Annotated in this window: 23 protein-coding genes; 8 read left to right on the top strand and 15 right to left on the bottom strand. The window is 65.6% G+C overall.

Annotation, left to right across the window (positions count from 1 at the left end):
* Positions 1-8: 8 nt before the first annotated feature.
* Positions 9-1,652: a chaperonin GroEL gene (gene groL / locus B215_RS0107500; RefSeq protein ID WP_019369027.1), complete on the bottom strand. Its 1,644-nt coding sequence runs from the start codon at positions 1,650-1,652 to the stop codon at positions 9-11.
* A 55-nt stretch (positions 1,653-1,707) separates the two neighbouring features.
* Entirely contained in the window at positions 1,708-1,995 is a 288-nt protein-coding gene (groES, locus tag B215_RS0107495; protein WP_010544804.1) for a co-chaperone GroES, read from the bottom strand.
* A 174-nt stretch (positions 1,996-2,169) separates the two neighbouring features.
* Between groES and sppA the strand changes: the two genes are divergently transcribed.
* Together sppA and B215_RS0107485 are read left to right on the top strand one after the other, a co-directional pair.
* Positions 2,170-4,101, top strand: coding sequence for a signal peptide peptidase SppA (sppA, locus tag B215_RS0107490; RefSeq protein WP_019369025.1), 1,932 nt, complete (start codon positions 2,170-2,172; stop codon positions 4,099-4,101).
* On the top strand, positions 4,098-4,661 hold the full coding sequence (locus tag B215_RS0107485; RefSeq protein ID WP_019369024.1) for a GNAT family N-acetyltransferase: 564 nt from the start codon (positions 4,098-4,100) through the stop codon (positions 4,659-4,661). The genes sppA and B215_RS0107485 overlap by 4 nt, the downstream gene beginning before the upstream one ends.
* Positions 4,662-4,677: 16 nt before the next feature.
* Here the strand turns inward: B215_RS0107485 and B215_RS0107480 are convergent, their stop codons facing one another.
* Positions 4,678-5,310: a trimeric intracellular cation channel family protein gene (locus B215_RS0107480; RefSeq protein ID WP_037513375.1), complete on the bottom strand. Its 633-nt coding sequence runs from the start codon at positions 5,308-5,310 to the stop codon at positions 4,678-4,680.
* An 81-nt stretch (positions 5,311-5,391) separates the two neighbouring features.
* On the opposite strand from B215_RS0107480, the gene B215_RS0107475 reads away from it, so the two are divergent.
* The gene (locus tag B215_RS0107475) at positions 5,392-6,051 is read left to right on the top strand and encodes a YoaK family protein (protein ID WP_019369022.1); all 660 of its coding nucleotides are present in this window, start codon (positions 5,392-5,394) and stop codon (positions 6,049-6,051) included.
* A gap of 4 nt (positions 6,052-6,055) precedes the next feature.
* Here the strand turns inward: B215_RS0107475 and B215_RS0107470 are convergent, their stop codons facing one another.
* The gene (locus B215_RS0107470) at positions 6,056-6,901 is read right to left on the bottom strand and encodes an oxygenase MpaB family protein (RefSeq protein WP_019369021.1); all 846 of its coding nucleotides are present in this window, start codon (positions 6,899-6,901) and stop codon (positions 6,056-6,058) included.
* Between the two features lie 72 nt (positions 6,902-6,973).
* Here B215_RS0107470 and ppc point away from each other — a divergent pair, with 72 nt between their 5' ends.
* On the top strand, positions 6,974-9,640 hold the full coding sequence (gene ppc, locus B215_RS0107465; RefSeq protein ID WP_019369020.1) for a phosphoenolpyruvate carboxylase: 2,667 nt from the start codon (positions 6,974-6,976) through the stop codon (positions 9,638-9,640).
* 36 nt (positions 9,641-9,676) lie between these two features.
* On the opposite strand, the gene B215_RS0107460 is transcribed toward ppc, so the two are convergent.
* The 4 genes from B215_RS0107460 to B215_RS0107445 all read right to left on the bottom strand — a co-directional run bounded on the left by B215_RS0107460 (position 9,677) and on the right by B215_RS0107445 (position 16,247).
* The gene (locus tag B215_RS0107460) at positions 9,677-10,645 is read right to left on the bottom strand and encodes a 2OG-Fe(II) oxygenase (RefSeq protein ID WP_019369019.1); all 969 of its coding nucleotides are present in this window, start codon (positions 10,643-10,645) and stop codon (positions 9,677-9,679) included.
* Positions 10,646-10,711: 66 nt separating this feature from the next.
* On the bottom strand, positions 10,712-13,798 hold the full coding sequence (locus tag B215_RS0107455; protein ID WP_019369018.1) for a TonB-dependent receptor domain-containing protein: 3,087 nt from the start codon (positions 13,796-13,798) through the stop codon (positions 10,712-10,714).
* 236 nt (positions 13,799-14,034) lie between these two features.
* Positions 14,035-15,210 (bottom strand): acetyl-CoA C-acetyltransferase, encoded by a 1,176-nt coding sequence (locus B215_RS0107450; RefSeq protein ID WP_019369017.1) that lies wholly within the window; start codon positions 15,208-15,210, stop codon positions 14,035-14,037.
* A gap of 26 nt (positions 15,211-15,236) precedes the next feature.
* Positions 15,237-16,247: an alpha/beta fold hydrolase gene (locus B215_RS0107445; RefSeq protein WP_019369016.1), complete on the bottom strand. Its 1,011-nt coding sequence runs from the start codon at positions 16,245-16,247 to the stop codon at positions 15,237-15,239.
* Positions 16,248-16,318: 71 nt separating this feature from the next.
* Between B215_RS0107445 and phaR the strand changes: the two genes are divergently transcribed.
* Complete coding sequence (gene phaR / locus B215_RS0107440; RefSeq protein ID WP_019369015.1) at positions 16,319-16,894, top strand: polyhydroxyalkanoate synthesis repressor PhaR; 576 nt, start codon at positions 16,319-16,321, stop codon at positions 16,892-16,894.
* Position 16,895: 1 nt separating this feature from the next.
* A complete protein-coding gene (locus B215_RS19765; RefSeq protein ID WP_019369014.1) occupies positions 16,896-17,423 on the top strand; it encodes a DUF6882 domain-containing protein in 528 nt (175 codons plus the stop codon).
* A 53-nt stretch (positions 17,424-17,476) separates the two neighbouring features.
* On the opposite strand, the gene B215_RS0107430 is transcribed toward B215_RS19765, so the two are convergent.
* Positions 17,477-18,289 carry a class I SAM-dependent methyltransferase gene (locus B215_RS0107430; RefSeq protein WP_019369013.1) on the bottom strand — a complete coding sequence of 271 codons (813 nt, stop codon included), beginning with the start codon at positions 18,287-18,289 and terminating at the stop codon, positions 17,477-17,479.
* Positions 18,290-18,340: 51 nt separating this feature from the next.
* Between B215_RS0107430 and B215_RS0107425 the strand changes: the two genes are divergently transcribed.
* Positions 18,341-18,529: a hypothetical protein gene (locus tag B215_RS0107425; protein WP_019369012.1), complete on the top strand. Its 189-nt coding sequence runs from the start codon at positions 18,341-18,343 to the stop codon at positions 18,527-18,529.
* Between the two features lie 32 nt (positions 18,530-18,561).
* On the opposite strand, the gene B215_RS0107420 is transcribed toward B215_RS0107425, so the two are convergent.
* Positions 18,562-20,067 carry a CpaF family protein gene (locus tag B215_RS0107420; RefSeq protein ID WP_019369011.1) on the bottom strand — a complete coding sequence of 502 codons (1,506 nt, stop codon included), beginning with the start codon at positions 20,065-20,067 and terminating at the stop codon, positions 18,562-18,564.
* Between the two features lie 96 nt (positions 20,068-20,163).
* Between B215_RS0107420 and B215_RS19760 the strand changes: the two genes are divergently transcribed.
* Positions 20,164-20,616 (top strand): DUF6265 family protein, encoded by a 453-nt coding sequence (locus B215_RS19760; RefSeq protein WP_152997887.1) that lies wholly within the window; start codon positions 20,164-20,166, stop codon positions 20,614-20,616.
* A gap of 12 nt (positions 20,617-20,628) precedes the next feature.
* Here B215_RS19760 and B215_RS0107410 read toward each other — a convergent pair whose 3' ends face one another.
* The 5 genes from B215_RS0107410 to atpA form a co-directional block, all read right to left on the bottom strand.
* The gene (locus B215_RS0107410; RefSeq protein ID WP_019369009.1) at positions 20,629-20,880 is read right to left on the bottom strand and encodes an ATP synthase F1 subunit epsilon; all 252 of its coding nucleotides are present in this window, start codon (positions 20,878-20,880) and stop codon (positions 20,629-20,631) included.
* A gap of 148 nt (positions 20,881-21,028) precedes the next feature.
* Positions 21,029-22,501 (bottom strand): F0F1 ATP synthase subunit beta, encoded by a 1,473-nt coding sequence (atpD, locus tag B215_RS0107405; RefSeq protein WP_019369008.1) that lies wholly within the window; start codon positions 22,499-22,501, stop codon positions 21,029-21,031.
* Positions 22,502-22,521: 20 nt separating this feature from the next.
* Positions 22,522-23,136 carry a DUF6030 family protein gene (locus tag B215_RS0107400; RefSeq protein ID WP_019369007.1) on the bottom strand — a complete coding sequence of 205 codons (615 nt, stop codon included), beginning with the start codon at positions 23,134-23,136 and terminating at the stop codon, positions 22,522-22,524.
* Entirely contained in the window at positions 23,136-24,011 is an 876-nt protein-coding gene (locus tag B215_RS0107395; protein ID WP_019369006.1) for a F0F1 ATP synthase subunit gamma, read from the bottom strand. The genes B215_RS0107400 and B215_RS0107395 overlap by 1 nt, the downstream gene beginning before the upstream one ends.
* Before the next feature lie 14 nt (positions 24,012-24,025).
* The gene (gene atpA / locus B215_RS0107390) at positions 24,026-25,555 is read right to left on the bottom strand and encodes a F0F1 ATP synthase subunit alpha (RefSeq protein ID WP_019369005.1); all 1,530 of its coding nucleotides are present in this window, start codon (positions 25,553-25,555) and stop codon (positions 24,026-24,028) included.
* Positions 25,556-25,557 lie beyond the last annotated feature (2 nt).

The following is a 25,557-nucleotide window of genomic DNA, read 5'->3' as shown; positions in this document are numbered from 1 at the left end:
GCGCGAACTTAGAAGTCCATGCCGCCCATGCCGCCCATGCCGCCCGGCATCGCCGGTGCTGCGGCCTTGTCTTCCGGCAGCTCGGCAATGGTGGCTTCGGTGGTGATCAGCAGGCCGGCGACCGAAGCCGCGTTCTGCAGTGCGGTGCGCACCACCTTGGTCGGGTCGATCACGCCGGCAGCCACGAGGTTCTCGTAGGTGTCGGTCGCGGCGTTGAAGCCGAACGAGGTGTCGGTCTGGTCGAGCAGCTTGCCCGAGACAACGGCGCCGTCCTGGCCGGCGTTGCTGGCGATCTGGCGAACCAGCGCGGTCAGCGACTTGCGGACGATGTCGATGCCGCGGGTCTGGTCCTCGTTCGCACCGGTCAGGCCTTCGAGCGCCTTGGTGGCATAGAGAAGGGCCGTGCCGCCGCCGGGGACGATGCCTTCTTCAACGGCTGCGCGGGTTGCGTGCAGCGCGTCGTCGACGCGGTCCTTGCGCTCCTTCACCTCGACTTCGGTCGCACCGCCGACCTTGATCACGGCCACGCCGCCGGCGAGCTTGGCGAGACGCTCCTGGAGCTTCTCGCGGTCGTAATCGCTGGTGGTGACTTCGATCTGCTGGCGGATCTGCTCGGTGCGGGCCTTGATCGACTCGGCTTCACCGGCGCCATCGACGATGGTGGTGTTGTCCTTGTCGATGGTGACGCGCTTGGCGGTGCCGAGCATGCCGAGCGTGACGGTCTCGAGCTTGATGCCGAGGTCTTCGCTGATCACTTCACCCTTGGTGAGGACGGCGATGTCTTCCAGCATCGCCTTGCGACGATCACCGAAGCCCGGTGCCTTGACCGCTGCGACCTTCAGGCCGCCGCGCAGCTTGTTGACGACCAGGGTCGCCAGCGCTTCGCCTTCGATGTCCTCGGCGATGATCAGCAGCGGACGACCCGACTGCACGACCGCTTCGAGGATCGGCAGCATCGACTGCAGGTTCGACAGCTTCTTCTCGTGGATCAGGATGTACGGATCCGCGAGCTCGACCGCCATCTTCTCCGGGTTGGTGATGAAGTAGGGCGAGAGATAGCCGCGGTCGAACTGCATGCCTTCGACGACGTCGAGCTCGAATTCGAGACCCTTCGCCTCTTCGACGGTGATCACGCCTTCCTTGCCGACCTTTTCCATCGCCTCGGCGATCTTCTCGCCGACTTCACGGTCGCCGTTCGCCGAAATGATGCCGACCTGGGCGACTTCCTGGCTGCCCGAGACGGGCTTGGAGCGCGCCTTGACGTCCTCGACGACCTTGGTGACGGCGAGGTCGATACCACGCTTCAGGTCCATCGGGTTCATGCCGGCGGCCACCGACTTCATGCCCTCGCGGACGATCGCCTGCGCCAGAACGGTTGCGGTGGTCGTGCCGTCGCCGGCGATGTCGTTGGTCTTCGAGGCCACTTCGCGCACCATCTGCGCGCCCATGTTCTCGAACTTGTCCTTGAGCTCGATTTCCTTCGCGACCGACACACCGTCCTTGGTGATGCGGGGCGCGCCGAAGCTCTTCTCGATCACGACGTTGCGGCCCTTCGGCCCCAGCGTGACCTTCACCGCGTCGGCGAGGATGTCGACGCCGCGCAGGATGCGCTCACGAGCGTCGCGCGAAAACTTTACGTCCTTGGCTGCCATGGGACTGCCCTTTCAAATTTCGCTAAGTTTAGGAAGTTGAGGAGGTACGACGTGCTCAGCCGACGATGCCGAGGATGTCGCTTTCCTTCATGATCAGCAGGTCTTCGCCGTTCACCTTCACTTCGGTGCCGGACCACTTGCCGAACAGGATGCGATCGCCCGACTTTACGTCGAGCGGGGTCACCTTGCCATCTTCGGCCTTGGTGCCGGTGCCGACGGCGACGACTTCGCCTTCCTGCGGCTTTTCCTTGGCGGTGTCCGGGATGATGATCCCGCCGGCGGTCTTTTCCTCGGCTTCGACGCGGCGGACGAGCACGCGGTCGTGCAACGGACGGAAGTTCATTGCCTGATCCTCTTTCAGGTGGATTTCGGTGTTTAGCACTCGGTCCCCCGGAGTGCTAACAGCGGAGATATGTGGAGGCAGTTTCGCTTCGTCAACGGGTGTCGAGGGAACTTTTTTTGGCGTGTTGGGCGAATAATACGGGTCGTTGCCTCCGCCGCGCGCATCCGGTAGCAGATGAAGCCAATACGCTTTGAGGAGCCGCCGGTGAAGCTGGTCCGTACCGCCTGGAAGATACTCGTCGGAATCAAGGACCTGCTCGTCCTTATTCTGCTGCTCCTGTTCTTCTCCGTGCTGTTCGCAGCGCTTTCCCACCGTCCGACGCCGGCGACGATTCGCGACGGCGCCTTGGTCGTGTCGTTCGACGGCGTGTTGGTCGAGCAGCCTAGCGACGCCGATCCCTTCGCCGCAGTCACCGGTTCGCGCGCCGCCGGCCAGGTGAGCGCGCGCGACGTGATCCGCGCGCTGGACGCGGGCCGGCGCGACGCCCGCGTAAAGGCAGTAGTGCTCGATCTCGACAGCTTCATGGGCGGCTATCCCGCGACGGTGAGCGAAGTCGCGGCCGCGGTCGGCCGAGTTCGCGCCGCCGGCAAGCCGGTGCTGGCCTATGCTACCGCCTATACCGACAGCGGCTACCAGATCGCGGCGCATGCGAGCGAGATCTGGGTCCACCCGATGGGCGGATCGATCTTCATGGGTCCCGGCGGCCAGCAGCTCTATTACAAGGGCCTGACGGACAAGCTGGGCATCAACGTGCATGTCTATAAGGTCGGCAAGTTCAAGTCGGCGGTGGAGCCCTATATCCGCGCCGACATGTCGCCCGAGGCGCGCGAGGCGAACACCGCGCTCTATGGCGGCCTGCTGGACCAGTGGCGGGACGGCATTCAGAAGGCGCGACCCAAAGCGCGAATCGCCGACTTCCTGATGAAGCCCGATGTCGCGATCACCGCCGCCAAGGGCGATATCGCCGCGGCCAACCGTGCCTATGGGCTGGTCGACCAACTGGGGGATCGCATCGCCTTCGGCCGGCACGTCGCGCAACTGGTCGGCGCGCCAAGCGGGGCGCGATCGGGCAATTTCAACGCGATCAAGCTGGCCAACTGGCTGCAGGCGAACCCGCTGCCGACCAGCGGCGATCCGATCGGGGTGATCACCGTCGCGGGCGAGATCGTCGACGGCAAGGGTGGCGCGGGAAGCGCGGGCGGCGACACGATCGCCAAGCTGGTGCTGGACGGGCTGAAGGACGGCAAGCTCAAGGCGCTGGTCGTCCGCGTCGATTCGCCGGGCGGATCGGCACTGGCATCCGAACAGATGCGCCAGGCCATTCTGCAGGCCAAGGCGCAGAAGCTGCCGATCGTCGTGTCCATGGGCGGCCTCGCCGCCAGCGGCGGCTATTGGGTGTCGACCGCCGGCGACGTGATCTTCGCCGAGCCTAACACGATCACCGGATCGATCGGCATCTTCGGCATCATTCCGACCTTCGAGAACACGCTGGCCAAGATCGGCGTAACGACAGACGGGGTGCAAAGCACGCCGCTGACCGGCCAGCCGAGCATCTATGGCGGCACCAACGCCACGGTCGACACGATCCTGCAATCGGCGATCGAGGCAGGCTATGGCCGCTTTGTCGGCCTGGTGGCGAATGCCCGCAAGCTGACGCCGCAGCGGGTGGATGAAATCGGCCAGGGCCGCGTGTGGATCGGCGGCATCGCCCGCCAGATCGGCCTTGTCGATCGCTTCGGCGGGCTGGACGACGCGATCGCCGAGGCGGCCAAGCGCGCCGGGCTGGATCCCGCCAAGGTGCGGCCGGTCTATCTCGCCAAGAAGCCCAACGCCTTCGCCGCCGCGCTGGCGGCGGGGCTGGGATCGCTGGGCAATGACGACGAGGACGACGACGACTGGGCCGAAGCGCCGGGGGGCAGCGATGCCTATGCCCGCATCGCCGAGCAACGGCGGATGCTGCTGGCGCAGGCACTGGGCGATGCCAAGCGCCTGACCCAGAGCGGTTCGGTGCAGGCGCGTTGCCTGGAGTGCATGGCGCTGGGCGTGCCGAGCGCGCAGCCGGCCGACCTCGCCCTGCTCCAGCTGGCGTTAGGAACGGCCAAGTGATCCGCATTCGCCCGGCGACGGCCGAGGATGCGGGGGCGATTGCGGCGATCTATGCGCCGCATGTGCTGCACGGAACCGTCTCCTTCGAAACCGAGGCGCCCGACGCGGCGACGATGGCAACGCGAATGGCATCGAGCGACGGGCTGTATCCCTGGCTGGTTGCCACCCAGAGCGAGGATTTCGGCGACGCGGTGATCGGCTATGCCTATGCCACCCGCTTTCGCGAGCGGCCCGCTTATCGCTATGTCTGCGAAACCTCCGTCTACATGGCGGAGACGGCGCAGCGCCGCGGGGCAGGCCGGCTGCTCTACGAAGCGCTGATCGATACGTTGCGCGCCCAGCGCTTCGTGCATGCCATCGGCATGATCGCGCTGCCGAACGATCGCTCGATCAGCCTGCACGAGGCAGTGGGATTCCGCCGTGCCGGCGTGTTCCGCGAAGTCGGCTACAAGCAGGGGCAGTGGATCGACGTGGGTATCTGGCAATGCGAGCTCAACGCACCCGCCGCCCCGCCGGTGGAGCCGCGGCCCTTCAGCGAGGTGGGACTGGTACGCGCCTGAACCAACCCGTCGGCCCTCACATGCCGCCGCGATACGCGGGTAGACCCAGCTTCCACACGATTGCCGCAGCCCGCAACGCGAAGCCGGCGATGGCAGCGGCAAGGCCGGCCGCATAGGGCGGCAGGCCGAGCAGGCTGAGCATGACATAGACCGAGGAAGCCAAAGCGGCAGCGGTGACGTAGAGCTCCGGCCGCATCAGGATCGACGGCTCGCCCGCCAGCACGTCGCGGATGATGCCGCCGACACAGGCGGTGACGACGCCCATCACCGCCGCCGGCACCGGCGGCACGCCAAAGCCCAGCGACTTGGCCGCGCCGAACGCAGCGTAGGCGGCGAGGCCTAGCGCATCGAGCCAGGCGAAGCTCCGGTCGCTCCACCAACGTTGCGGCGTGATCCAAACGATCGCCGACATGCCCAGGCACAGCGAGGCGACGCTGGCGTCGTGGATCCAGAAGACCGGCGCGCCGATCAGCAGATCGCGCACCGTGCCGCCGCCCACCCCCGTGATGAGGGCAAAGAAGGTGGCGGTGACGATCGTCTGGCCACGTCGGGTGGCGGCCAGCGCGCCGGTGGCGGCGAACACCGCGATGCCGAACAGATCGAGCCAGGGGAGGATGGGCCCGATCTGGGCTGCGACCGAACCGTTCATCGCCTCCATCTGCCGTGGCAGGGTGGCCTAAGTCAAACACGGCTCTTGGCGAGCGAGCCCAGCTTGGGGCAAAGGGGAGACATGCAACGTACCGAGTCACCGCTGATCGCCCTCGCGATCCTGCTTGCGGCGCTCGCCGGCTTCGTCGATGCGCTTGCGTTCACCAGTCTGGGCGGATTCTTCGCTTCGTTCATGAGCGGCAACTCCACCCGGCTCGGCGTGGGTGTAGGCAGCGGTTCCACGCGGGACGCCGCCGTCGCGCTGGCGCTGGTGATGAGCTTCGTGGCCGGCGTGATCCTTTCGAGCGTGATCGTGCGCGCCCGGCCGCGGCGCCACCAGCCGGTGGTAATGGCGCTCGTCACGCTGCTGCTGGCGCTGGCGGCCGCTGCGGCGACGCTAGTGCCCGGCCCGATCGTGCTGCTGCTGCTCGCCGCCGCGATGGGGGCGGAGAATGGCCTGTTCCAGCGCGACGGCGAAGTGACGATCGGGCTCACCTACATGACCGGATCGCTGGTTCGCATGGGGCAGAAGCTTGCCGCCGCACTGATGGGCGACGCCGACCGCTTCGGCTGGCTGCCCTATCTGGCCCTGTGGCTGGGCTTCGTCAGCGGCGTGGTGATCGGCGCGGAATGCCAGTTCCGCTGGGGCTGGAACGCGCTGTGGTTGGCACCGATGTTCGCGGCCGTGCTGACGCTGCTGCTGATCAGCATGACCGCGCCGCGCGCCGCGCCGGCGCGCTGAACGCTCAGCGAAACGCCCAGCGCAGCGTTTCGGCCACGCCGCGCGTGCCCAGCCGCAATGCGGGTGCAGCGAGCGGCGGGCTGGCACGGCCGTGCATCCGCCGCGCCCAATCGGGCAGCAGATCGATCGCGGCGGCGAAGGTTATCGCCTGGAACGGCTTGGTCGCCAGATTGGGTGCGGGCTGTTCGAGCAACAGCCGAGCGACCTCGCGGGTGCGTTCGTCATGGCGAAGCTCGCTGCGCATCTCTGCGATCAACGCCGTCGCCGCCGCCCGGCTGTGTGGTACCGGATCGGCGCCGAGCGCTTCGGCCACCTGGGCGAACTCGGCGAAATAGCGATCCTGGTCGGCGCGCGACATGCCCGGTTCGGCATAGCGGATCCAGCCGTCGAGAAAGCTCACCGCTTCGCTCACATGCACCCATGCGAGCAGCCGGGGATCGTCGGCGCGATACGGAGTGCCGTCCGGCAGCACACCGTGAACATGGTGGTGAATGCCGCGTACGCGCGCGATCGCGGCTTCGGCTTCGTCGCGCCCGCCATAGCTGGTCAACGCGATGAAGCGCGCGGTACGGCGCAAGCGGCCGAGCATGTCGTGGCGGAACTTGGAATGATCCCAGACGCCCGCCAGTACGGCGGGATGGAGCATCTGCAGCAGCAACGCCGCAACGCCGCCGACCATCATCGTCGTCACATCGCCATGCACGCGCCAGACGACCGAATCGGGACCGAACAACCCGTCCGACTGGCGAACGACCGGCGCTTCGCCGCGGGCGGCATCGTTGAACACGGCCCGTACCTGGCCGATCATCGCGCGCCGCACGCTGTGGGTAGCAAATGCAACCAAATCCATCCGCCTAAGCTAGGAAGTCTGGTAGCGCGAACAAGTTGACCATGCCCGCTTTGCAGTGCAGCAATCGCAGCCATGGCCAGTATCGCAATCACCAACAATCCCGATATCCGCTTTCTGGGGCGGCTGCTCGGCGACGTTATTCGGATCTACGGCGGCGAGGAACTGTTCAAACGGATCGAATATATCCGTGCGACGTCGGTAGATCGGCACCGCGGCGTGGCAGGAGCGGGGGCCATCGATTCCGGGCTGGACCGGCTCACGCTGGACGAGACGCTCGATTTCGTGCGCGGCTTCATGCTGTTCTCGATGCTCGCCAACCTCGCCGAGGATCGCCAGGGCGTGGCAACCGAAAAGGATGCCGACGTTGCCGCGGCCCTGGAACGGCTGGCCAAGGCCGGCATCGGCCGCGAGCCGGTGATGGCGCTGCTCGAAGCGGCGCTGGTCAGCCCCGTGCTGACCGCCCACCCGACCGAGGTGCGGCGCAAATCGATGATCGATCACAAGAATCGCGTCGCTGAGCTGATGCGGCTGCGCGACCAGGGGGTGACCGAGACCCCCGATGGCGATCAGGTGGAAGAAGCGATCCTGCGCCAGATCGCGCTGCTGTGGCAGACGCGCGTGCTGCGCCGCGAAAAGCTGGGCGTGCCCGACGAGGTCGAGACCGCGCTTTCCTATTTCCGCGACGTGTTCCTGCCGGTGCTGCCCGCGCTCTATGCCCGCTGGGATCGTGCACTGGGCGATCGCGCGCCGAGCTTCCTGCGCCCGGGCAGTTGGATCGGCGGCGACCGGGACGGAAATCCGTTCGTGACGGCCGATTCGATGCGGTTCGCGCTTGCCCGTGCCGCCGAGACGGTGCTCGGCCATTATCTCGACTCGGTGCATGCGCTGGGCGCCGAACTGTCGATCTCGACCGAGCACGTCCAGGTGCCCGACGCGGTGCTGAAGCTGGCCGAGGCCAGCGGCGACACCGGCAAGAGCCGCAGCGACGAACCCTATCGCCGCGCGCTGACCGGCATCTATGCCCGCCTCTCCGCGACGCACGAGAAGCTGGTGGGCAAGCGCCCCGGCCGGCCCTCGCCGATGCCCGGCGCGCCCTATGCCCACCCGTCCGAGTTCCGCGAGGATCTGGTGGCGATCGCGCGGGGCCTCGCCAATGGCGGGCCGCTGGCGACCGGGGGTGCTCTGGGCCGGCTGATCCGCGCGGTGGAGACCTTCGGCTTCCACCTCGCCACGCTCGACATGCGCCAGAACAGCGCGATCCACGAGCGGGTGGTGGCGGAACTGCTGAAGTCGGCCGGCGTGTGCGACGAGTATGCGGCGCTCGACGAGCAGGCCCGTATCGACCTGCTGCGCCGCGAACTGGCCAACGCCCGGCCGCTGACCAGCCCCTATGCGGCCTATTCGGAGGAGACCGCGTCCGAACTCGCCATCGTGCGCGAGGCGGCGGCGGCGCATGCGCGCTATGGCCGCGACTGCATCCGCCATTACATCGTCTCCATGGCGCAGTCGGTTTCCGACCTGCTTGAAGTACATGTGCTGCTGAAAGAGGCGGGGCTGTACGTGCCGGGCGAGACGCCGCAGGCGCACATCATGGCGATCCCGCTGTTCGAGACCATCGCCGATCTCGAAGCCGCCCCGCCGATCATGGCAGCCTGGCTCGGCCTGCCCGAAGTCGCCGCCATCGCAGCAGCGCGCGGCCATCAGGAAGTGATGATCGGATACTCCGATTCGAACAAAGACGGCGGCTATCTCACCTCTACCTGGCAGCTGAGCCGCGGCTCGACCGCCCTGAAGCCGGTGTTCGAGGATGCGGGGATTGCCATGCAGCTGTTCCACGGCCGCGGCGGTGCGGTGGGGCGGGGCGGCGGTTCCAGCTTCTCGGCAATTCTCGCCCAGCCGCCGGGTACGGTGCAGGGCCGCATCCGCATCACCGAACAGGGAGAGGTGATCGCCGCGAAATACGGCTCGCCGGAAAGCGCGATGACCAATTTGGAGGCGATGGCCTCGGCAACGCTGCTCGCCAGCCTGGAGCCGGAGCAGCTTGTCCCCGCCGATGCCGATCGCTTCGCTGCGGCGATGGACCAGCTGTCGGAAACCGCGTTCCGCGCCTATCGCGGGCTGGTCTATCAGACGCCGGGCTTCACCACCTTCTTCCGCCAGATGACGCCGATCGCCGAGATCGCCGGCCTCAAGATCGGCTCGCGTCCGGCCAGCCGCAAGAAGAGCGACGCGATCGAGGATCTGCGCGCGATTCCATGGGTGTTCAGCTGGGCGCAGGCGCGCGTGATGTTGCCGGGATGGTACGGCGTCGGCGCGGCGCTGGACGCGTTCGAGGACAAGGGGCTGTTGCGCGAGATGGCCACGGCCTGGCCGCTGTTCCGCGCGACGCTCGACAATATGGAGCAGGTGCTCGCCAAATCCGACATGGGCATCGCCGAACATTATGCCGCGTTGGTGGAGGATCCGGAACTGCGCGACGGCATCTTCGGCCGCATCCGTGATGGCTGGCAGCAGACGCAGGATGGCCTTTTGCAGGTCACGCGCCAGACTCGGCTGCTGGAAAAGCATCCGCCGCTGGAAACCTCGATCCGCCTCCGCCTGCCCTATATCGAGCCGCTGAACCTGCTGCAGATCGAATTGATGAAGCGCCACCGGGCCGGCGAGGACGATCCCCGCATCGGCGAGGGCATCCTGCTGTCGATCAACGCCATCGCGACGGCACTGCGCAACAGCGGGTAGCGGAGGAGCGCCTTCGCGGCACAGGGGAAAAAACGACTAGCTGGGGTTCCATACGTCAAAAGGATTCGCCCGAATCCATCGGGTGGCAATCCATTTCGTTCCCTGGACCACGGGCAGGCCAGCGTGGCGAGCGACAGGATCAGGACGGCCGTTCGGCAGGGTGTTGGTGAACAGCAGCAGGTCACCGGCCACCGGCGCCACCTGCACCTCGGCGTCCGGAAACAGCGTGCCGCCGCCTTTGAAATTGTCGTTCAAGTACAGGATCGCCGTTTTTGTACGCTGGTTGACCACGTTGGGCAGTGCATCCGAATGCAGCCGATATTGCTGCCCCACCGCATATCGCAAAATGTTGAGCGGCTCGCCTTGCTCGACGGCGGTGTCGCTGGCCACTGCGATCCGCCGCAGGATTGCCTGGATGACGAGGTCCTCGCGCGTCGGACCAATCACCGCGAAGTCCGACGTCCGGATCGGGTGCTCGATCAGGCGATTGGTCGCAGGATCCATGACTTGCGCCGGTGCCAGCAGGTCTTCCGCCGACTGGGCGAGATGGCGGCATTCGTCGGGCGAGATAAAGCCGGAGTAGCGAAGGATTTCGGGAGATTCGCACAACCGCTCAGGCGTTGGGATCCGAAGGGGCATGCCCTCCCGGCCGAGCGCCATCTGCTCAACGAGCTGAAGCTGGTCTGCCGCCACCGGATCCGTCGCGGCGACGGCGCGCAGCAGCGCCACGGCACCGGGCCAATCGCGGGCTGCGCCTGAACCATTGGCGGCAAGCGCAATCTCCATGTGGCTTGCGTCGACGCTGCCCGCTTCGGAAGCGCGGCGCAGGAACTGGCGCGCGGCAATTAGATCACGGGGAAGATGGCGCCCCACCAAGAGCCAGATTGCAAGCTGCAGCAATGCGGCTGGATCGTTGCCATCCGCGGCGGCCCGCGCAGTCGCGATCGCTGCATCGCGGCGGCCTTGCGCGATCAGGCGGGCTGCGTCCTCGCTCGAAAATGCCATACCCGCGAGCTACCAAAAGAAAAGGGCCGGGGAAATCCCCGGCCCTTCCCCTCCAATCGAGACGAATCAGAACTTGGCGACGAAACCAAGATACCCGTAGCGACCGCGGACATCGTAGATGCCCGAGCCGCCGCCCACGCCGGTCAGGCCGAACGGAGGCTGCTGGTTACCGATATTGTCCACGCCAACATACAGGTTGAAGCGGTCGTTCACGTCGAGATCGACGCGTGCATTGTGATAGGACACGCTCGGATAGAACTGAACTGCCGCATAGTCCGCATTCTCCGGCGGACGACCCTGGAGACCGTTGAAGTCTTCATAGGTGTTCAGGTACATCTTGTCGATCCAGCGCAGCTCGTAGCCGAGCGTAACCTTGCCCACCTTCACGCTGCTGTTGATCCGGAACTCGTTCTTCGGATCGTTCAACTCGCCCAGAAGGCGATTGATGCGATTCGGGTCTGCCGGGTTGGTGAAGTCGTCGCGCTGCAGCGTCCGGGTATAGATCCCCATCAGGTTCACCGTACCCCAGTCGAAGGTGTGACGATAGTTCACGTTGGTGTCGATGCCACGTGCCTTGAGGCGCGCGAAGTTGAGCGTCGATTGCAGGAGCGATCCTTCCAGGATCTGGAAGGGGACCTCACCCCGCGGACCGCCATTCGCGCCGGCGCGCTGGAACAGGCCGCAGAACGGATTGTTCAAAGTGGCCTGATCGTAGCACTGGTTGGCGATTGTCTGTGCAGCGACCGACGAGATCACGTTTTCAACGTTGATGTCGTAATAGTCGACCGACACCGAGAAGCCGGGCAGGAAGCGCGGCTCGAAGATGCCGCCGATCGTGTAGCTGGTGGAGGTTTCCTCCTGCAGGCCGGGATTGCCGCCGCTGACGATCTCAAGCGACTGCACATAGACAAAGTCGTAGCCCGCCGGGCGGCCCGCCGCGTTGCAGTTGGCCGCGCGCGTCGACGAACCGGTCGCGATGTTGCGGTCCGAGCAGGGGTCGACGAAGCCAGGCGCAAAGTTCTGGCTCTGCGACGAGTAGAGTTCCGACAGGTTCGGCGCGCGCACCGAGCGCGAATAGTTACCGCGGAACCTCAGGTCGGGGATCGGCGCCCAGTTGATGCCCGCATCCCAAGCGAACACCGTTCCCGTACGGCCCTTGTAGTTTGCGACACGGCCTGCGCCGCTGAGGGTCAGGTCGTGGAAGAACGGCGTCTCGCGGAGCAGCGGGATGCTGAGTTCGCCGAACGCTTCTTTCACCTCGAACGCCGGCGAGGTGAATTCCGGGATCGCATTATAGAACGCGTAGCCGGCCTGCGTCAGGTCATCGAGGTCGTAGAAGTTGGTTTCGCGGCGATATTCCGCGCCGACAGAGAAGCCGATCGGACCGCCCGGCAGTTCGAACAGCTGGCTGAGATCGCCCGAAACGAAGCCGGAGGCAACGAACTGAGTGATCTTGCCCTGCGCCGTCGACGGTACGGTCAGGTAGTTGCGTGCCGCCTGCGACGAAGAACCGTCACCGAACGGGTTGAGCGGAACGCAAGCGGCAACATCCTGCGCGAGGATCGCGGCATCGTCCACATAGGGGATGCGCGCAGCCGGATCGATCTTCGAACGGCAAACGATCTGACCCGTCGAGTCTCGAACGGTATCAAGCGCGAGCAGATAGCGCTGGATGTTGATGTTGCCGGTGATCAGGTTCTTTTCTTTGTGCTCGCCATAGTTGACCGAAACTTCGTAGTTCCAGTCATCGTTGAAGTCGCCACGAACGCCGCCGACGGCGCGATATGTTTCACGCGTGATGCGCTCGTCGCGGATGCCGAGTTCGACCCAGTTCTTGCGGAGCGAGAAGCGAGTGGCGTTAGTGGGAGTACCACCGCCTGCGCGGATCTGCGCTTCGATCACCGACCGCGCCTGCGCGCTCAGATAGGGATTGTCGAGGCGCGGGCGCTCGCGGTTGTTCGCCGGATCGTCGCCGAGGGTGGTGCCCTGCGAGAAGAACGGGCCGCTCTGCGAACCGAAGGCGCGCGCGCGAACATATTTTGCTTCTACGAACGGCACAAAGGCCGGGCTGACATCGAAATGGCCGATCAGGTTGACCGACACGCGCTCAAGATCCGGCGACAGGGTCAGCAGGCTGCCCTCGCGGCCCGAATAGCCGTTGCCGCCGATGAAGCTGCCGTTCGGCCCGATGCCGACGCGAGTCCCGGTTTGCGAGATCAGTGAACCGTCCGGCTGGAACAGGAAGCCGCAGGTGAAGGCAGCGTTGGCGCTATCGCGGCCACAGGCTCCGGTCGGGCTGGCGAAGCCAAGCTGGCCGCCGGTCGAAATGGTCGACGAACGGATGTCGCGATAGAAGGTCCGATCGGGAACGCCATCGGAGCCGTTGGTGGAGCCGGCCGGATCGGTGTCGGTGATGACGAAACCGTTGTTCTGACGCAGATTGGGGCGGCCCGAACCGAAATAAGCCGACTGATGGGCATATTCGACGTTGAGGGCGACATTGCCGCGGCCTTCGGCGAAGTTCTTGCCGACGAGCGCCGAAACATATTGGTTGCCCGCGTCGCGATAGTCGACGTTCGCGCCAGCCTGACCTCGCAGCTGAATGCCGTCATAATCCTGCTTGAGGATGAAGTTGACGACGCCGGCGATCGCGTCCGAACCATAGACCGAAGAGCGGCCGCCGGTACGGATATCCACCGACTGGATAAGGTCGGTCGGGATCGTGTTGATGTCCGGCGAAACGCCGTTGACGAGGATGTCGCCTGCGACATGGCGGCGGCCATTGACGAGCACCAGCGTACGCTGCGAGCCCAGGCCGCGCAGATCGAGCAGGTTCAGACCGCGCGTGCCAAGGAAGCGGGTGGAGTTCTGCTGGCTGTAGGTGTTGCGAAGCTGCGGCAGGTCATTCAGCACGTCGCCGACGGAGATCTGGCCGGTTTCAAAAAATTCTTCGCCCGAGATGCTGGTGATCGGGGAGGTCGATTCCAGGTTTGGCTGCCGAATGCGCGATCCCGTGACGAGGATCGCCTCATCTTCGGCTTGCGGCTTCTGGCTGCTAGCGGTTGCATCTTCCGACTGGGCGAATGCCGCCTGCGGGAGAAGGGCTGCTACGCTTGCAAGCGCGGTTGCCCCGAGGAGATAGGAAAGTTTCATGGAGTGCCCCTCCAGGCTTGATGCCTGATGGACACAATTCATCCCCCAGCGCACGAATCTTACAAGGGGCTTGGTAATCCTGGGTTCATGTTTGTGCCCTGTCGTTGCAACCATGCAACAGGTGTCGCAATGATATTTCCCCCGACGGAGGAACGACGCCGTTTTGTAACAAGAGCGAAAAAACAGCAGCCGCGGATTCCTCCGCGGCCGCAAATTTTACCCATCGTGAAATGCGCTTAGCCGCGCTCGATGCACATCGCGATACCCATGCCGCCGCCGATGCACAGCGTCGCCAGTCCCTTCTTGGCGTCGCGCTTCTGCATTTCGTGGACGAGGGTGGTGAGGATACGGGCGCCCGATGCGCCGATCGGGTGGCCGATAGCGATGGCGCCGCCGTTCACGTTCACCTTGTCCGCATCCCAGCCGAGCTCCTTGCCGACCGAAAGCGCCTGCGCCGCAAATGCTTCGTTGGCTTCGATCAGGTCGAGGTCGGCGATCGTCCAGCCAGCCTTTTCCAGTGCCTTCTTGCTCGCTGGCACCGGGCCGATGCCCATGATCGACGGATCCACACCGGCGCTTGCCCAGCTCTTGATGGTCGCCAGGATCGGGGCGCCGCGCTTTTCGGCTTCCTCGCGCGACATCAGGACGAGTGCCGCCGCACCGTCGTTCAGGCCCGACGCATTAGCGGCGGTGACGGTGCCGTCCTTCTTGAAGGCCGGGCGCAGGCCGGAAACGCTCTCCACCGTCGCGCCGGCGCGGATATATTCGTCATCGGCGACCACGGTCTCGCCCTTGCGGGTCTTGATCGTGACAGGCGCGATCTCGTCCTTGAAACGGCCGTCGGCGCGGGCCTTTTCCGCGAGATTCTGCGAGCGGACTGCGAACGCGTCCTGGTCGGCGCGGGTCACCTGATACTGCTCGGCGAGATTTTCCGCAGTGATGCCCATGTGATAGCCGTTGAACACGTCGGTCAGGCCGTCCTTGATCATCGTATCGACCAGGCTGAGATCGCCCATCTTGGTGCCCGGGCGGAGCGACTGGGCGTGCGTGCTCATCGACATCGATTCCTGACCGCCCGCGACGATGATCTCGGCATCGCCGTTGCGGATCGCCTGGAAGCCCAGGGCCACCGCGCGCAGGCCCGAGCCGCAGACCTGCTGCACGCTCCATGCCGGCACTTCCTTGGGCACGCCCGCGTTCATCGATGCTTGGCGGGCGGGGTTCTGGCCCTGCGCGGCGGTGAGCACCTGGCCGAGGATCACTTCGGAGACTTCGTCGCCCTTCACCCCGGCGTCGGCAAGCGCTGCTTCGATCGCAATGCGCCCCAGCTCGTGCGCGGGGGTGGCGGCGAAGGCGCCGAGAAAGCTGCCCACGGGGGTACGCTTGGCGGCGGTGATCACGACGTCGGTCATGCTGGTCTCCTGGGTGTGTTTGCCCGCTATCTAGTGCGGGGCAGGGCGGTTAGCCAGTCCGCAAGCGGCTCCCAGACTGCGCGACGGGCACGGCCGCCGACGATCATGCCGACATGGCCCATCGCCATTTCCCGCACCGTGCCAATCCGCGCGGCGCTCGCCGCGGGCACGATGCGATCGGTGGTCGAAATCAGCGACAGCACCGGCAGGTTCAGCGCTTCGGGGTGCACCGGCGCCCCGGCCACCTGCCACCGCCCGCGGCCCGGCAAGTCGGCCGAAAGGAAGTCGTCGAACAGCTGCCGCCCGGTGCCGAAGGTAAGCGGTGCGCCGCCATTGGCCCAATCCTCGAGCACGACAAACGCCCGCGCTTCCGGATCGCCGGGCTGCAGCCGGCCGAAGCGTTCGTACTTCAGGATCGTGCGGCGGGGATCGAGCTGCCAAAATCCGGCCTGCAGCACTTCCATCGGCACCAGCCCCAGCCGTTCGCACGCCGGATGAGCCTGGGCCCACAAGGCGGCCATGCTCTCCAGGCCCGCGCCATAGCCGGCAAAGTGCCAGGGCGCGGCGATTGTCACCAACCCGGCGGCCTCCAGCCTCTGTGCTGCGGCGATCGCCATCGTGCCGCCCAGGCAATAGCCCGCCAGCACCGGCGGCTGCGGCAGCTGGCGCAGCAACGGCAGCAGCAACTGCTCGACATGGCCGGTCACGTCGAGGTCGCGTTCCGCCGGGGACGGCGTTCCCCAATCGACCAGCAGCGGACGCACGCCCTGGCGCGAGAGCCAGCGCAGCAGCGAATTGCCGCGTGCCAGATCTAGCACCAATGGCGGGTTGATCAGCGACGGCACGAACACCACTGGCCGGCCCCGCCCGCCATAATCGCGCAGCACGGCGCGGCCGGCGCTGGCGATCACCGGCTTTTCGGGCCTCGGCAGAGGGCGCAGCGCCCGCTGATAAGCCGTCAGTCCGGCCAGCGCCGCCGCGCGTCTTTCGGGGGACGTTGCCGTTTCGCTGCGCAGCAATGCAAGAAAAAGCGGCAAAGGACGCGGTCCGTGTTGCGACGCGACAGAAACTGTAGTTAGGTACTGATCTGTCACGCGCGGGGGTTCCCATGAAGAAAGCTGCACCTGGAAACGGGCCGGTCATCATTAAGAAATATGCGAACCGCCGTTTGTATAATACCGAGACCTCGTCCTACATCACGCTCGAGCATCTCGCTGCGATGACGCGCGAAGGCCGCGACTTCAAGGTCGTCGACGCCAAGACCGAGGAGGACATCACCCACAACGTCCTCACCCAGATCATCATGGAGGAGGAATCGCGCGGGCAGACGATGCTGCCGGTGAATTTCCTGCGCCAGCTGATCTCGCTGTACGGCGATTCGATGCAGGCGATGGTGCCGGGCTACCTTGAAGCATCGATGGACAGCTTTCGCCGCAACCAGGAACAGTTCAAGTCGGCGGTGGAGGGCGCGTTCGCCAATTCGCCCTTCGCGGAAATCGCCAAGCGCAACATGGCGATGTTCGAAGCCGCCGCCAGCGCCTTCCAGCCCGGCGGCGCAATGCACCCGCCGGCGCCGGCAGCACCGGCCCAGCCTGGCGCTGGCGAGTCTAGCGACAACGACGTTTCGACGCTGAAGGCGGAGCTCGCCAAGCTGCAGGAAAAGATCGAGAAGCTCGGCAAGTAACATGAACGGGGCGCTCGCGGCGCTGCTGCTGCTCGGGCTGGCCCCCTTGGGCGATCCGAAGCAGCGGCTGGTCGAGCCGCAGGGGCAGCTGTTCGCCAGAGCGGAGGCCGAGATCGCGCTGAAGACGGCGGTCTTCCAGCGAAAGGTGGGGCGCGAATTCGCCGAGTGGGACGTTGATCTCGAACAGGGCGTGATCCGCTTCATCGGCCGAGCCCGTGCCTATAGCGCGCCCGTCCAGGTGATCGGCACCTACAACACGCTCGACGGCACGTTCCTCTGGGGGTGGGATCATCCCTCGGTGCCGGCGGCGTTAGGGACCAATGCGCGGCTGGCGCGGCAGTTCGCCACGCGCCACGCGCTGCCCCTGTTCATGACGCGGAAGGTGGCCTGCACCGAGCAACAGGCATGGCAGTTCACCGCCGTTGCCCTGTATCTGGCCGATGCCCAGGGTGCCTATCGTGCGCGCATCGGCACCACCTGGGTGTTTCTGACGTTCGGCGAGCTCACGTTGCAATCAGTCCAACGCTAGACCGCTTCTCCCCTCCTCGCCGACCAGCAGCGAGGAGGGCGCGCCGTGCGGTCTCAGGGTTTGCGGAACTTCAGCGTCATGCGGTCGCTCTCGCCGATCGCCGCATATTTGGCCCGGTCCTGGTCCTTCAGGGCATAGGTGGGCGGCAGCGTCCACACGCCGTCCGGCCAGTCGGCGGTATCGGCCTTGTTGGCATTGACTTCCGACGCACCCACGAACTCGAAGCCGGCAGCCTCCGCCAAGCGGCGGACGGTGGACACCTTGATATAGCCGCTGCTCGTCTCGCGCTCGCTGCTGGCATTTTCGGGCAGACGATGGTCCTCGATGCCAAGGATGCCGCCCTTCTTCAGCATGGCATACATCTGCTTGAACGCTTCGGCCGAATAATCCTGGCGATCGCGCTGATAGCCCATCCGCCAGTTATGAACGTTGCGGAAGGTGAGCACCACGTCGGCAGTGCCGTCGGGCACCTTGGCCTGACCTTCGGCCGACGGGAAGCTTACGACGCGGATCGGACCATACAGGCCAGCGTCCTTTGCCTTCAGCGCATCCAGTCCCCGGGTGCCGTTGTTCGGCACCGCCGCATACAGCGTTCCCTTGCCGCGGGTCAGCGGCGCGAGGATTTCGGTGTACCAGCCGCCGCCAGGCCAGATTTCCACCACGGTGTCGCCCGGCTTCACCCCGAAAAAGGCGAGCGTTTCGGCCGGGTGGCGATATGGGTCGCGGGCGGTATTGGCAGGGCTCCGGCTCGGTGCGGCGACGGCCGCCTCGATCGCCGGGTTCTTTGCTGCGGGCTGTTGGGCGGAGACGCCGACAACGGCGAGTGCGGTCGTCGCGGCAGCGATGCCGATAAGGCTGTGGCGCATTGAATAAAGCTCCCTGGTAGCTGCCGGGGAGTTTGGAGCAACAAGGTGACGATGCAACTACAATTTTGGGGCGCGGCGGGGGCGGCGGTGGTGGTGGCGCTGGTGAGCGGAGTGGCCGAGCATCGCCGCCGCCGGCGACGTGATCTGGAGCGGGTAGGGCTGATGCCGTGGATGGCGATCCAAATGGCGGCCCTGTTTGCGGCGCTGGTGCTGGCCAGCGTGGCGCTCAACAGCCAGTAAGAACGTGCGATGGCGCGGAGCGGGATCCACGTTCAGAGGCACGCCTCCAGCAGCGCGTGGTCGAATCCGAACTGGCGTGCCTTGTCGAGCGTGTAGGGGCGCAGCCCCATCGAGCGATATTCGCCAATGATCTTTCCATCGGTGCCTTCGTCCAGATATTCGAACCGGAACAGCTCCTGGGTGACGATCACCGGGCCTTCCATGCCGATTACCTCGGTGATGTTGGTCACCCGGCGGCTGCCGTCGCGCAGGCGCTTCACCTGAACGATCAGGTCGACCGAATCGGCGATCTGGCGGCTGATCGCTTCCTTGGCCACCTTGATGTCTGACATCATCACCATGTTCTCCATCCGGGCCAGCGCCTCGCGCGGGCTGTTCGAGTGGAGGGTGCACATCGACCCGTCGTGACCGGTGTTCATCGCGGAGAGCAGGTCGAAGCACTCGGCGCCGCGGATCTCGCCTAGGATGATGCGATCGGGGCGCATGCGCAGTGCGTTCTTCACCAGATCGCGGATGGTGATCTCGCCCTGGCCCTCCAGATTCGGCGGACGGGTTTCGAGCGGCAACCAGTGCGGCTGCTGCAGTCTCAGCTCCGCTGCGTCCTCGATCGTCAGCACACGCTCGCCGGGATCGATCATCTTGGAAATGGCATTGAGCATCGTCGTCTTGCCCGAGCCGGTGCCGCCGGAAATGACGATGTTGAAACGGCTGGCACCGGCCACCTTCAGCACGGTGGCCATTTCTTCCGACATCGATCCACCGCGCGCCATCATGTCGAGCGTAATCGGCTTCGCGGAAAATTTGCGGATCGAGATGGCGGTGCCGCGCAGGCTCAGCGGCGGCACGATGACGTTGACGCGGCTGCCGTCCTTCAGCCGCGCATCGGCGAGCGGCGTGGTCTGGTCCACCCGGCGACCGACCGAATTGCAGATGCGTTGCGCGACCTGGAACAGATGCTCCTCATCGCGGAACTGGACATTGGCGAGCTCCAGCTTGCCGCGCCGTTCGACATAGGTCTGTTCGGGACCGTTGACCATGATGTCGCTCACCGCAGGATCGGCTAGGAGCTCCTCGAGCGGGCCGAGGCCCAGCAACTCGTCGATCAGCACCTTTTCCAGCGCGAATTGCTCGCGACGGTTGAGCGTCAGGCGCAGCTCGGCGAGCACTTCGCCGATGATCGGGCGGAATTCCTCCGCGAGCTCGTCCTTGGTCAGCGTCGCTGCAGCCTCGGCATCTACCCGCTCCAGCAGTCGGGGCAGCACCTGCTCCTTGATTCGATGGACCGAGGCTTCGAACCCTTCATTGCGGGCACTGCCGGCCTCCGCCGAGGCGGACTGGCGATCGGCGAGGCGTTGCAGCGCATCGGTGCTGGCGGTCGACGGTGCGGGGCTGGCCGAGGGCACGGGCTCGAAGCTGTTGCCGAATGCTGTGGATGAAGCGCGCGACACCACCCCGCCTTGCATCGGCCGGGCCACACCGAAGCCTGCACGCCCGGCGCTGCCACTTGCCATGCCACCGCGACGTCCGAACGCGTTCATCGACACTTTTTCATCCCACCTGAGGCCCGAACCCTATAGATGGTGGGACTTGCGATTTGCCTAATTGCCGTAGGGCGCAAAGGGGAGACGGTGGCGATGGCGTACCGCTGGGTTTGGACGTTGGCACTGTTGCTCGCCGCACCGGCGCAGGCGCAGGAGACGGATCCGCTGGCGTGGCTTACCGGCTATTGGTGCACGGCGGGCGATGGCGGCAGCCAGACCTGCGAACAATGGGCGCCGACCCGCGGCGGCGTGAAGCTGGCCACCGCGCAGACCGTGCGCGGCGGGAAGAGCGGCTTTGTGGAGTTCCTGTCGATCAGCGTCGACGGACAGGCCGTGGCGCTGGAGGTGCTATCGCCCGGCGGCGGCCCGGCGGGAACGTTCCGCGCGGTACGCCACGCGCCTCAGGGGGTGACGTTCGAAAACCCCGCGCATGATTATCCGCAGCGAATCCACTATTGGCGCGAAGGCGATATTCTGCACGCCGAGATCATGAAGCTGGATGGCAGCAAGCCCAGTCGCTGGGACTATCGGCTGCGGCGCCCCTGAAGAGCGTGTCGCTTATTCCGCGCGTTCGGCCAGCACGGTCAGGCCGCGCTCGTTGACCTCGGCGAAACCGCCCTCAACGCGGATCAGCTCAGGCGTGGTCGCGCCTGCCTTGTAGACTTCGATATTGCCGTCGCGGATCGTAGACATGATCGGCGCATGGCCCTCGAGCACGCCGAAGTCACCCTCGCTGCCGGGGACGACGACCATATGGACTTCTTCCGAGCGGACGAGGCGTTCCGGGGTGACGAGTTCGAAGTGCAGCATGTTCTCTATCCTAAGCCCCTCCCCTTTAGGGGAAGGGTTGCGGTGGGGGGCACCGCCCCTGCGTCGGTATTCGTGGGGTTACGGGACGCTCGCTTGCGCTCGCGCCCCACCCTCAACCCCTCCCCTAAAGAGGAGGGGGTAATAGTCCTTACGCCTCGTCGGCGAGCTTCTTGGCCTTGGCGATCGCGTCGTCGATGCCGCCGACCATGTAGAAGGCCGCTTCCGGCAGATGATCATACTCACCGTCGACCACCGCCTTGAACGAGCGCACCGTGTCTTCCAGCTGCACAAAGGCGCCCGGAATGCCGGTGAACACTTCGGCGACGTGGAACGGCTGCGAAAGGAAGCGCTGGATCTTGCGGGCGCGGGCGACGGTCAGCTTATCCTCTTCGGAAAGCTCGTCCATGCCCAGGATCGCGATGATGTCCTGCAGCGACTTGTACTTCTGCAGGATCGCCTGCACCGCACGCGCCGTTTCGTAATGCTCCTGGCCGACGATGCGCGGCTCGAGGACGCGGCTGGTCGAGTCGAGCGGGTCCACGGCCGGGTAGATGCCGAGTTCCGAAATCGCGCGGTTGAGCACGGTCGTGGCGTCCAAGTGGGCGAACGAGGTTGCCGGTGCCGGATCGGTAAGATCGTCGGCGGGCACGTACACGGCCTGCACCGAGGTGATCGAACCCTTGTTGGTCGAGGTGATCCGCTCCTGGAGCGCGCCCATGTCGGTCGACAGGGTCGGCTGATAACCCACGGCCGACGGAATACGGCCGAGCAGTGCCGACACTTCCGCGCCCGCCTGGGTGAAGCGGAAGATGTTGTCGACGAAGAACAGCACGTCCTGACCTTCGACGTCGCGGAAATATTCGGCGATCGTCAGGCCCGAAAGGGCGACGCGCGCACGGGCGCCCGGCGGCTCGTTCATCTGGCCATAGACCAGGGCGACCTTCGAACCTTCGGTGATGGCGTTACCTTCGGCGTCCTTGGCGATAACGCCTGCGTCGAGGAACTCGTGATAGAGATCGTTGCCCTCACGGGTACGCTCGCCCACGCCCGCGAACACGGAGGTGCCGCCATGGCCCTTTGCGATGTTGTTGATCAGCTCCTGGATGAGCACGGTCTTGCCCACGCCGGCGCCGCCGAACAGGCCGATCTTACCGCCCTTCGCGTACGGCGCGAGCAGATCGATCACCTTGATGCCGGTGACGAGAATCGCGCTGTCGGTCGACTGCTCGATGAACTCGGGCGCCTTGGCGTGAATCGGCGCGCGCAGATCGGTGCCGACCGGGCCGCGCTCGTCGATCGGTTCGCCGACGACGTTGAGAATGCGGCCGAGCGTCGCCGGGCCCACCGGAACCTGGATCTGGTTGCCGGTGTCGGTGACGGTCTGGCCGCGGGTCAGGCCCTCGGTCGAGTCCATCGCGATCGTGCGGACGGTGTTCTCGCCCAGGTGCTGTGCGACTTCCAGAACTAGGCGCTGGCCGTTGTTCTGGGTCTCCAGCGCCGAAAGAATCGCCGGCAGGTTGTTGTCGAACGTCACGTCGACGACCGCGCCGATCACCTGGCTGATGCGGCCCACATTGTTGGTGCCCGTAGCGGGGCGATTGAGTTCAGCGGCGGTTGCCATCGTCTGCTTCCTTGCGGCTTCTAGCTGTTGGCCGGGGCACTAGCCCCGGTTCGAGAGAATGTCACGGTGATGCGGTTCAGCCCGGCACCCAGATCGGGCGCGGGCGTGCGGCGCAGCCGGATAGCGGCGCCGTCGACCGTCTTGGTCAGGTCCTTGCCGGCGACCAGCGCCTCGGCGACGTCGCGCGCGCCGGGCAGGCCCAGCACCCGAAACGCGTTGACGATCATCTCGCCAAGCGCCTTGGCCGCCGCTTCGCCTTGGTCGGGCTGGCGCAGATCGAGTCGATAGTCGAGCGTGTCGAGGCGGTCCTTGTCGCCCCGCACGATGATCGTCACCGCGTTTGGGTGATCGGTAGGCTTCAGATCGAGCGCGGTGGGCATCGATTCGGCGACCCGCCCGCCTGGCCGCGCACGATAGTCGCCGATGCGCGCGCCGGTACGGTTCAGCACGTCGATCGCATTGGCGGGATCGCGCCAGAATTCCGGCCAACCCTTTTCGAACACCACCGGAATCGGGGAGGCCGTGGGGGTTGCCGCCGGTGTGGGAGTCGCTTCCGCCGGTTGCGGCTGCGCAGCCGGCTTGCATGCGGCAAGCAGACCGACCAGCGCGACCGGGAGGGCGACCCGCGCGAGCATCAGAGCGCTTCGGCGCCCGAGATGATTTCCACCAGCTCGGTGGTGATCGCAGCCTGACGCGACCGGTTATATTCGATCGTCAGACGATTGATCAGGTCGCCGGCGTTGCGCGTGGCGTTATCCATCGCGGTCATCGATGCGCCCTGTTCGCTGGCCTGGTTTTCCAGCAGCGCCTTGAAGATCTGCACCGTCAGGTTGCGCGGCAGCAGATCGGCGAGGATCGTTTCCTCATCGGGCTCATACTCGACCGAAGCCCCTGCGCTCGCCACCGTCGTCTCCGGCACCGAGACCGGGATCAGCTGCTGCTCGGTCGGGAGCTGCGCCAGCGCCGAGCGGAAGTGCGAGTAGAACAGCGTCGCCACATCGAACTCGCCCGCGAAGAAGCGGTCGGTCACGTCCTTGGCAATGGCGCGGGCTTCATCATAGCCGGGCGTCCGAACACCGGTGGTGTCGAACTGGCCGACGATCATGCCAGGGAAGGTACGGGCGATCACTGCACGGCCCTTGCGGCCGACGAGGTAGAACTTCACCGTCTTGCCCTCGGCGATCAGCGTGCGCGCCTTGAGCACCGCGGCCTTGACGATGTTGGCGTTGAACGCACCTGACAGGCCCTTGTCGCCATTGGCGACGAGCAGCAGGTGCGTGTCCGCCTCGCCGGTGCTGGCCAGCAGGCGGGGGGCGTTGTCACTGGCCCCGACCTTGCTCGCCAGGCTGGCTACCACGCCCTCGAGGCGCTGTGCATAGGGACGCGCGGCTTCTGCGGCGGCTTGCGCCTTCCGCAGTTTCGCCGCCGCGACCATCTGCTTGGCCTTGGTGATCTTCTGGGTCGACTTGACCGAGGCGATCCGGCCCTTGAGTTCCTTGAGGCTGGCCATCCGGCAGCGGTCCTTTAGGCGAAGGTCTTGGTGAAGGCGTCGAGCACGGCCTTCACCTTGTCCCGCGTGTCATTCTCGAACGCTTTGGTGGTGCGGATCTCGTCCAGCACCGCAGCGTGCTGCGAACGGAAATGTGCGAGCATCGCGGCTTCGAAGCGAACCACGTCCTTCACAGCGACCTGATCGAGGTAGCCGTTGGTGCCGGCGAAGATCGAGATGGTCTGCTCTTCGAAGGGCAGCGGGCTGAACTGCGGCTGCTTGAGCAATTCGGTCAAACGTGCGCCACGATTCAGCAGCTTCTGGGTCGAGGCGTCGAGGTCCGAACCGAACTGCGCGAACGCGGCCATTTCGCGATACTGGGCCAGCTCGAGCTTGATCGAGCCCGACACCTTCTTCATCGCCTTGGTCTGCGCCGACGAACCCACGCGCGACACCGACAGACCGACGTTGATGGCCGGACGGATGCCCTGGTAGAACAGGTTCGTTTCGAGGAAGATCTGGCCGTCGGTGATCGAGATCACGTTGGTCGGGATGTAGGCCGATACGTCGCCTGCCTGGGTTTCGATGATCGGCAGCGCGGTCAGCGAACCATTGCCATTGGCGTCGTTCATCTTCGCAGCGCGCTCGAGCAGGCGGCTGTGGAGATAGAACACGTCGCCCGGATAGGCTTCGCGGCCCGGCGGACGGCGGAGCAGCAGCGACATCTGGCGATAGGCGACGGCCTGCTTCGAAAGATCGTCATACACGATCACGGCGTGCATGCCGTTGTCGCGGAAGAATTCGCCCATCGCGCAGCCGGTATAGGGCGCGAGGAACTGCAGCGGAGCGGGCTCCGAAGCGGTCGCGGCGACGACGATCGAGTACTCCATCGCGCCATTCTCTTCGAGCTGGCGGACGATCTGCGCGACGGTCGAGCGCTTCTGGCCGATCGCGACGTAGATGCAGAACAGCTTCTTCTTCTCGTCGTCCGACGCGTTCGGGCCCTTCTGGTTGATGAAGGTGTCGATCGCGACAGCGGTCTTGCCGGTCTGGCGGTCGCCGATGATCAACTCGCGCTGGCCACGGCCGATCGGCACCAGGGCGTCGATGGCCTTGAGGCCGGTCTGCACCGGCTCGTGCACCGACTTGCGCGGGATGATGCCCGGCGCCTTCACTTCAACGCGGCGACGCTCGGTATATTCGATCGGGCCCTTGCCATCGATCGGGTTGCCCAGGCCGTCGACGACGCGGCCGAGCAGGCCACGGCCGACGGGGACGTCCACGATCGTGCCGGTGCGCTTGACGGTGTCGCCTTCCTTGATCTCGGCGTCCGAGCCGAAGATCACGACGCCGACATTGTCGGCCTCGAGGTTGAGCGCCATGCCCTGCACGCCATTGGCGAATTCGACCATCTCACCGGCCTGGACATTGTCCAGCCCGTGGATGCGCGCGATGCCGTCGCCGACGGACAGCACCTGGCCGATTTCCGAAACCTGCGCTTCGGTGCCGAAATTGGCGATCTGGTCCTTGATGACCTTCGAGATTTCTGCGGCGCGGATATCCATCT

The organism is Sphingomonas sp. ATCC 31555, assembly GCF_000282895.1.
Classification (GTDB): Bacteria; Pseudomonadota; Alphaproteobacteria; order Sphingomonadales; family Sphingomonadaceae; genus Sphingomonas.
Note: the sequence above shows the minus strand (reverse complement) of the source record. Positions and strands in the feature narration are given on the sequence as shown.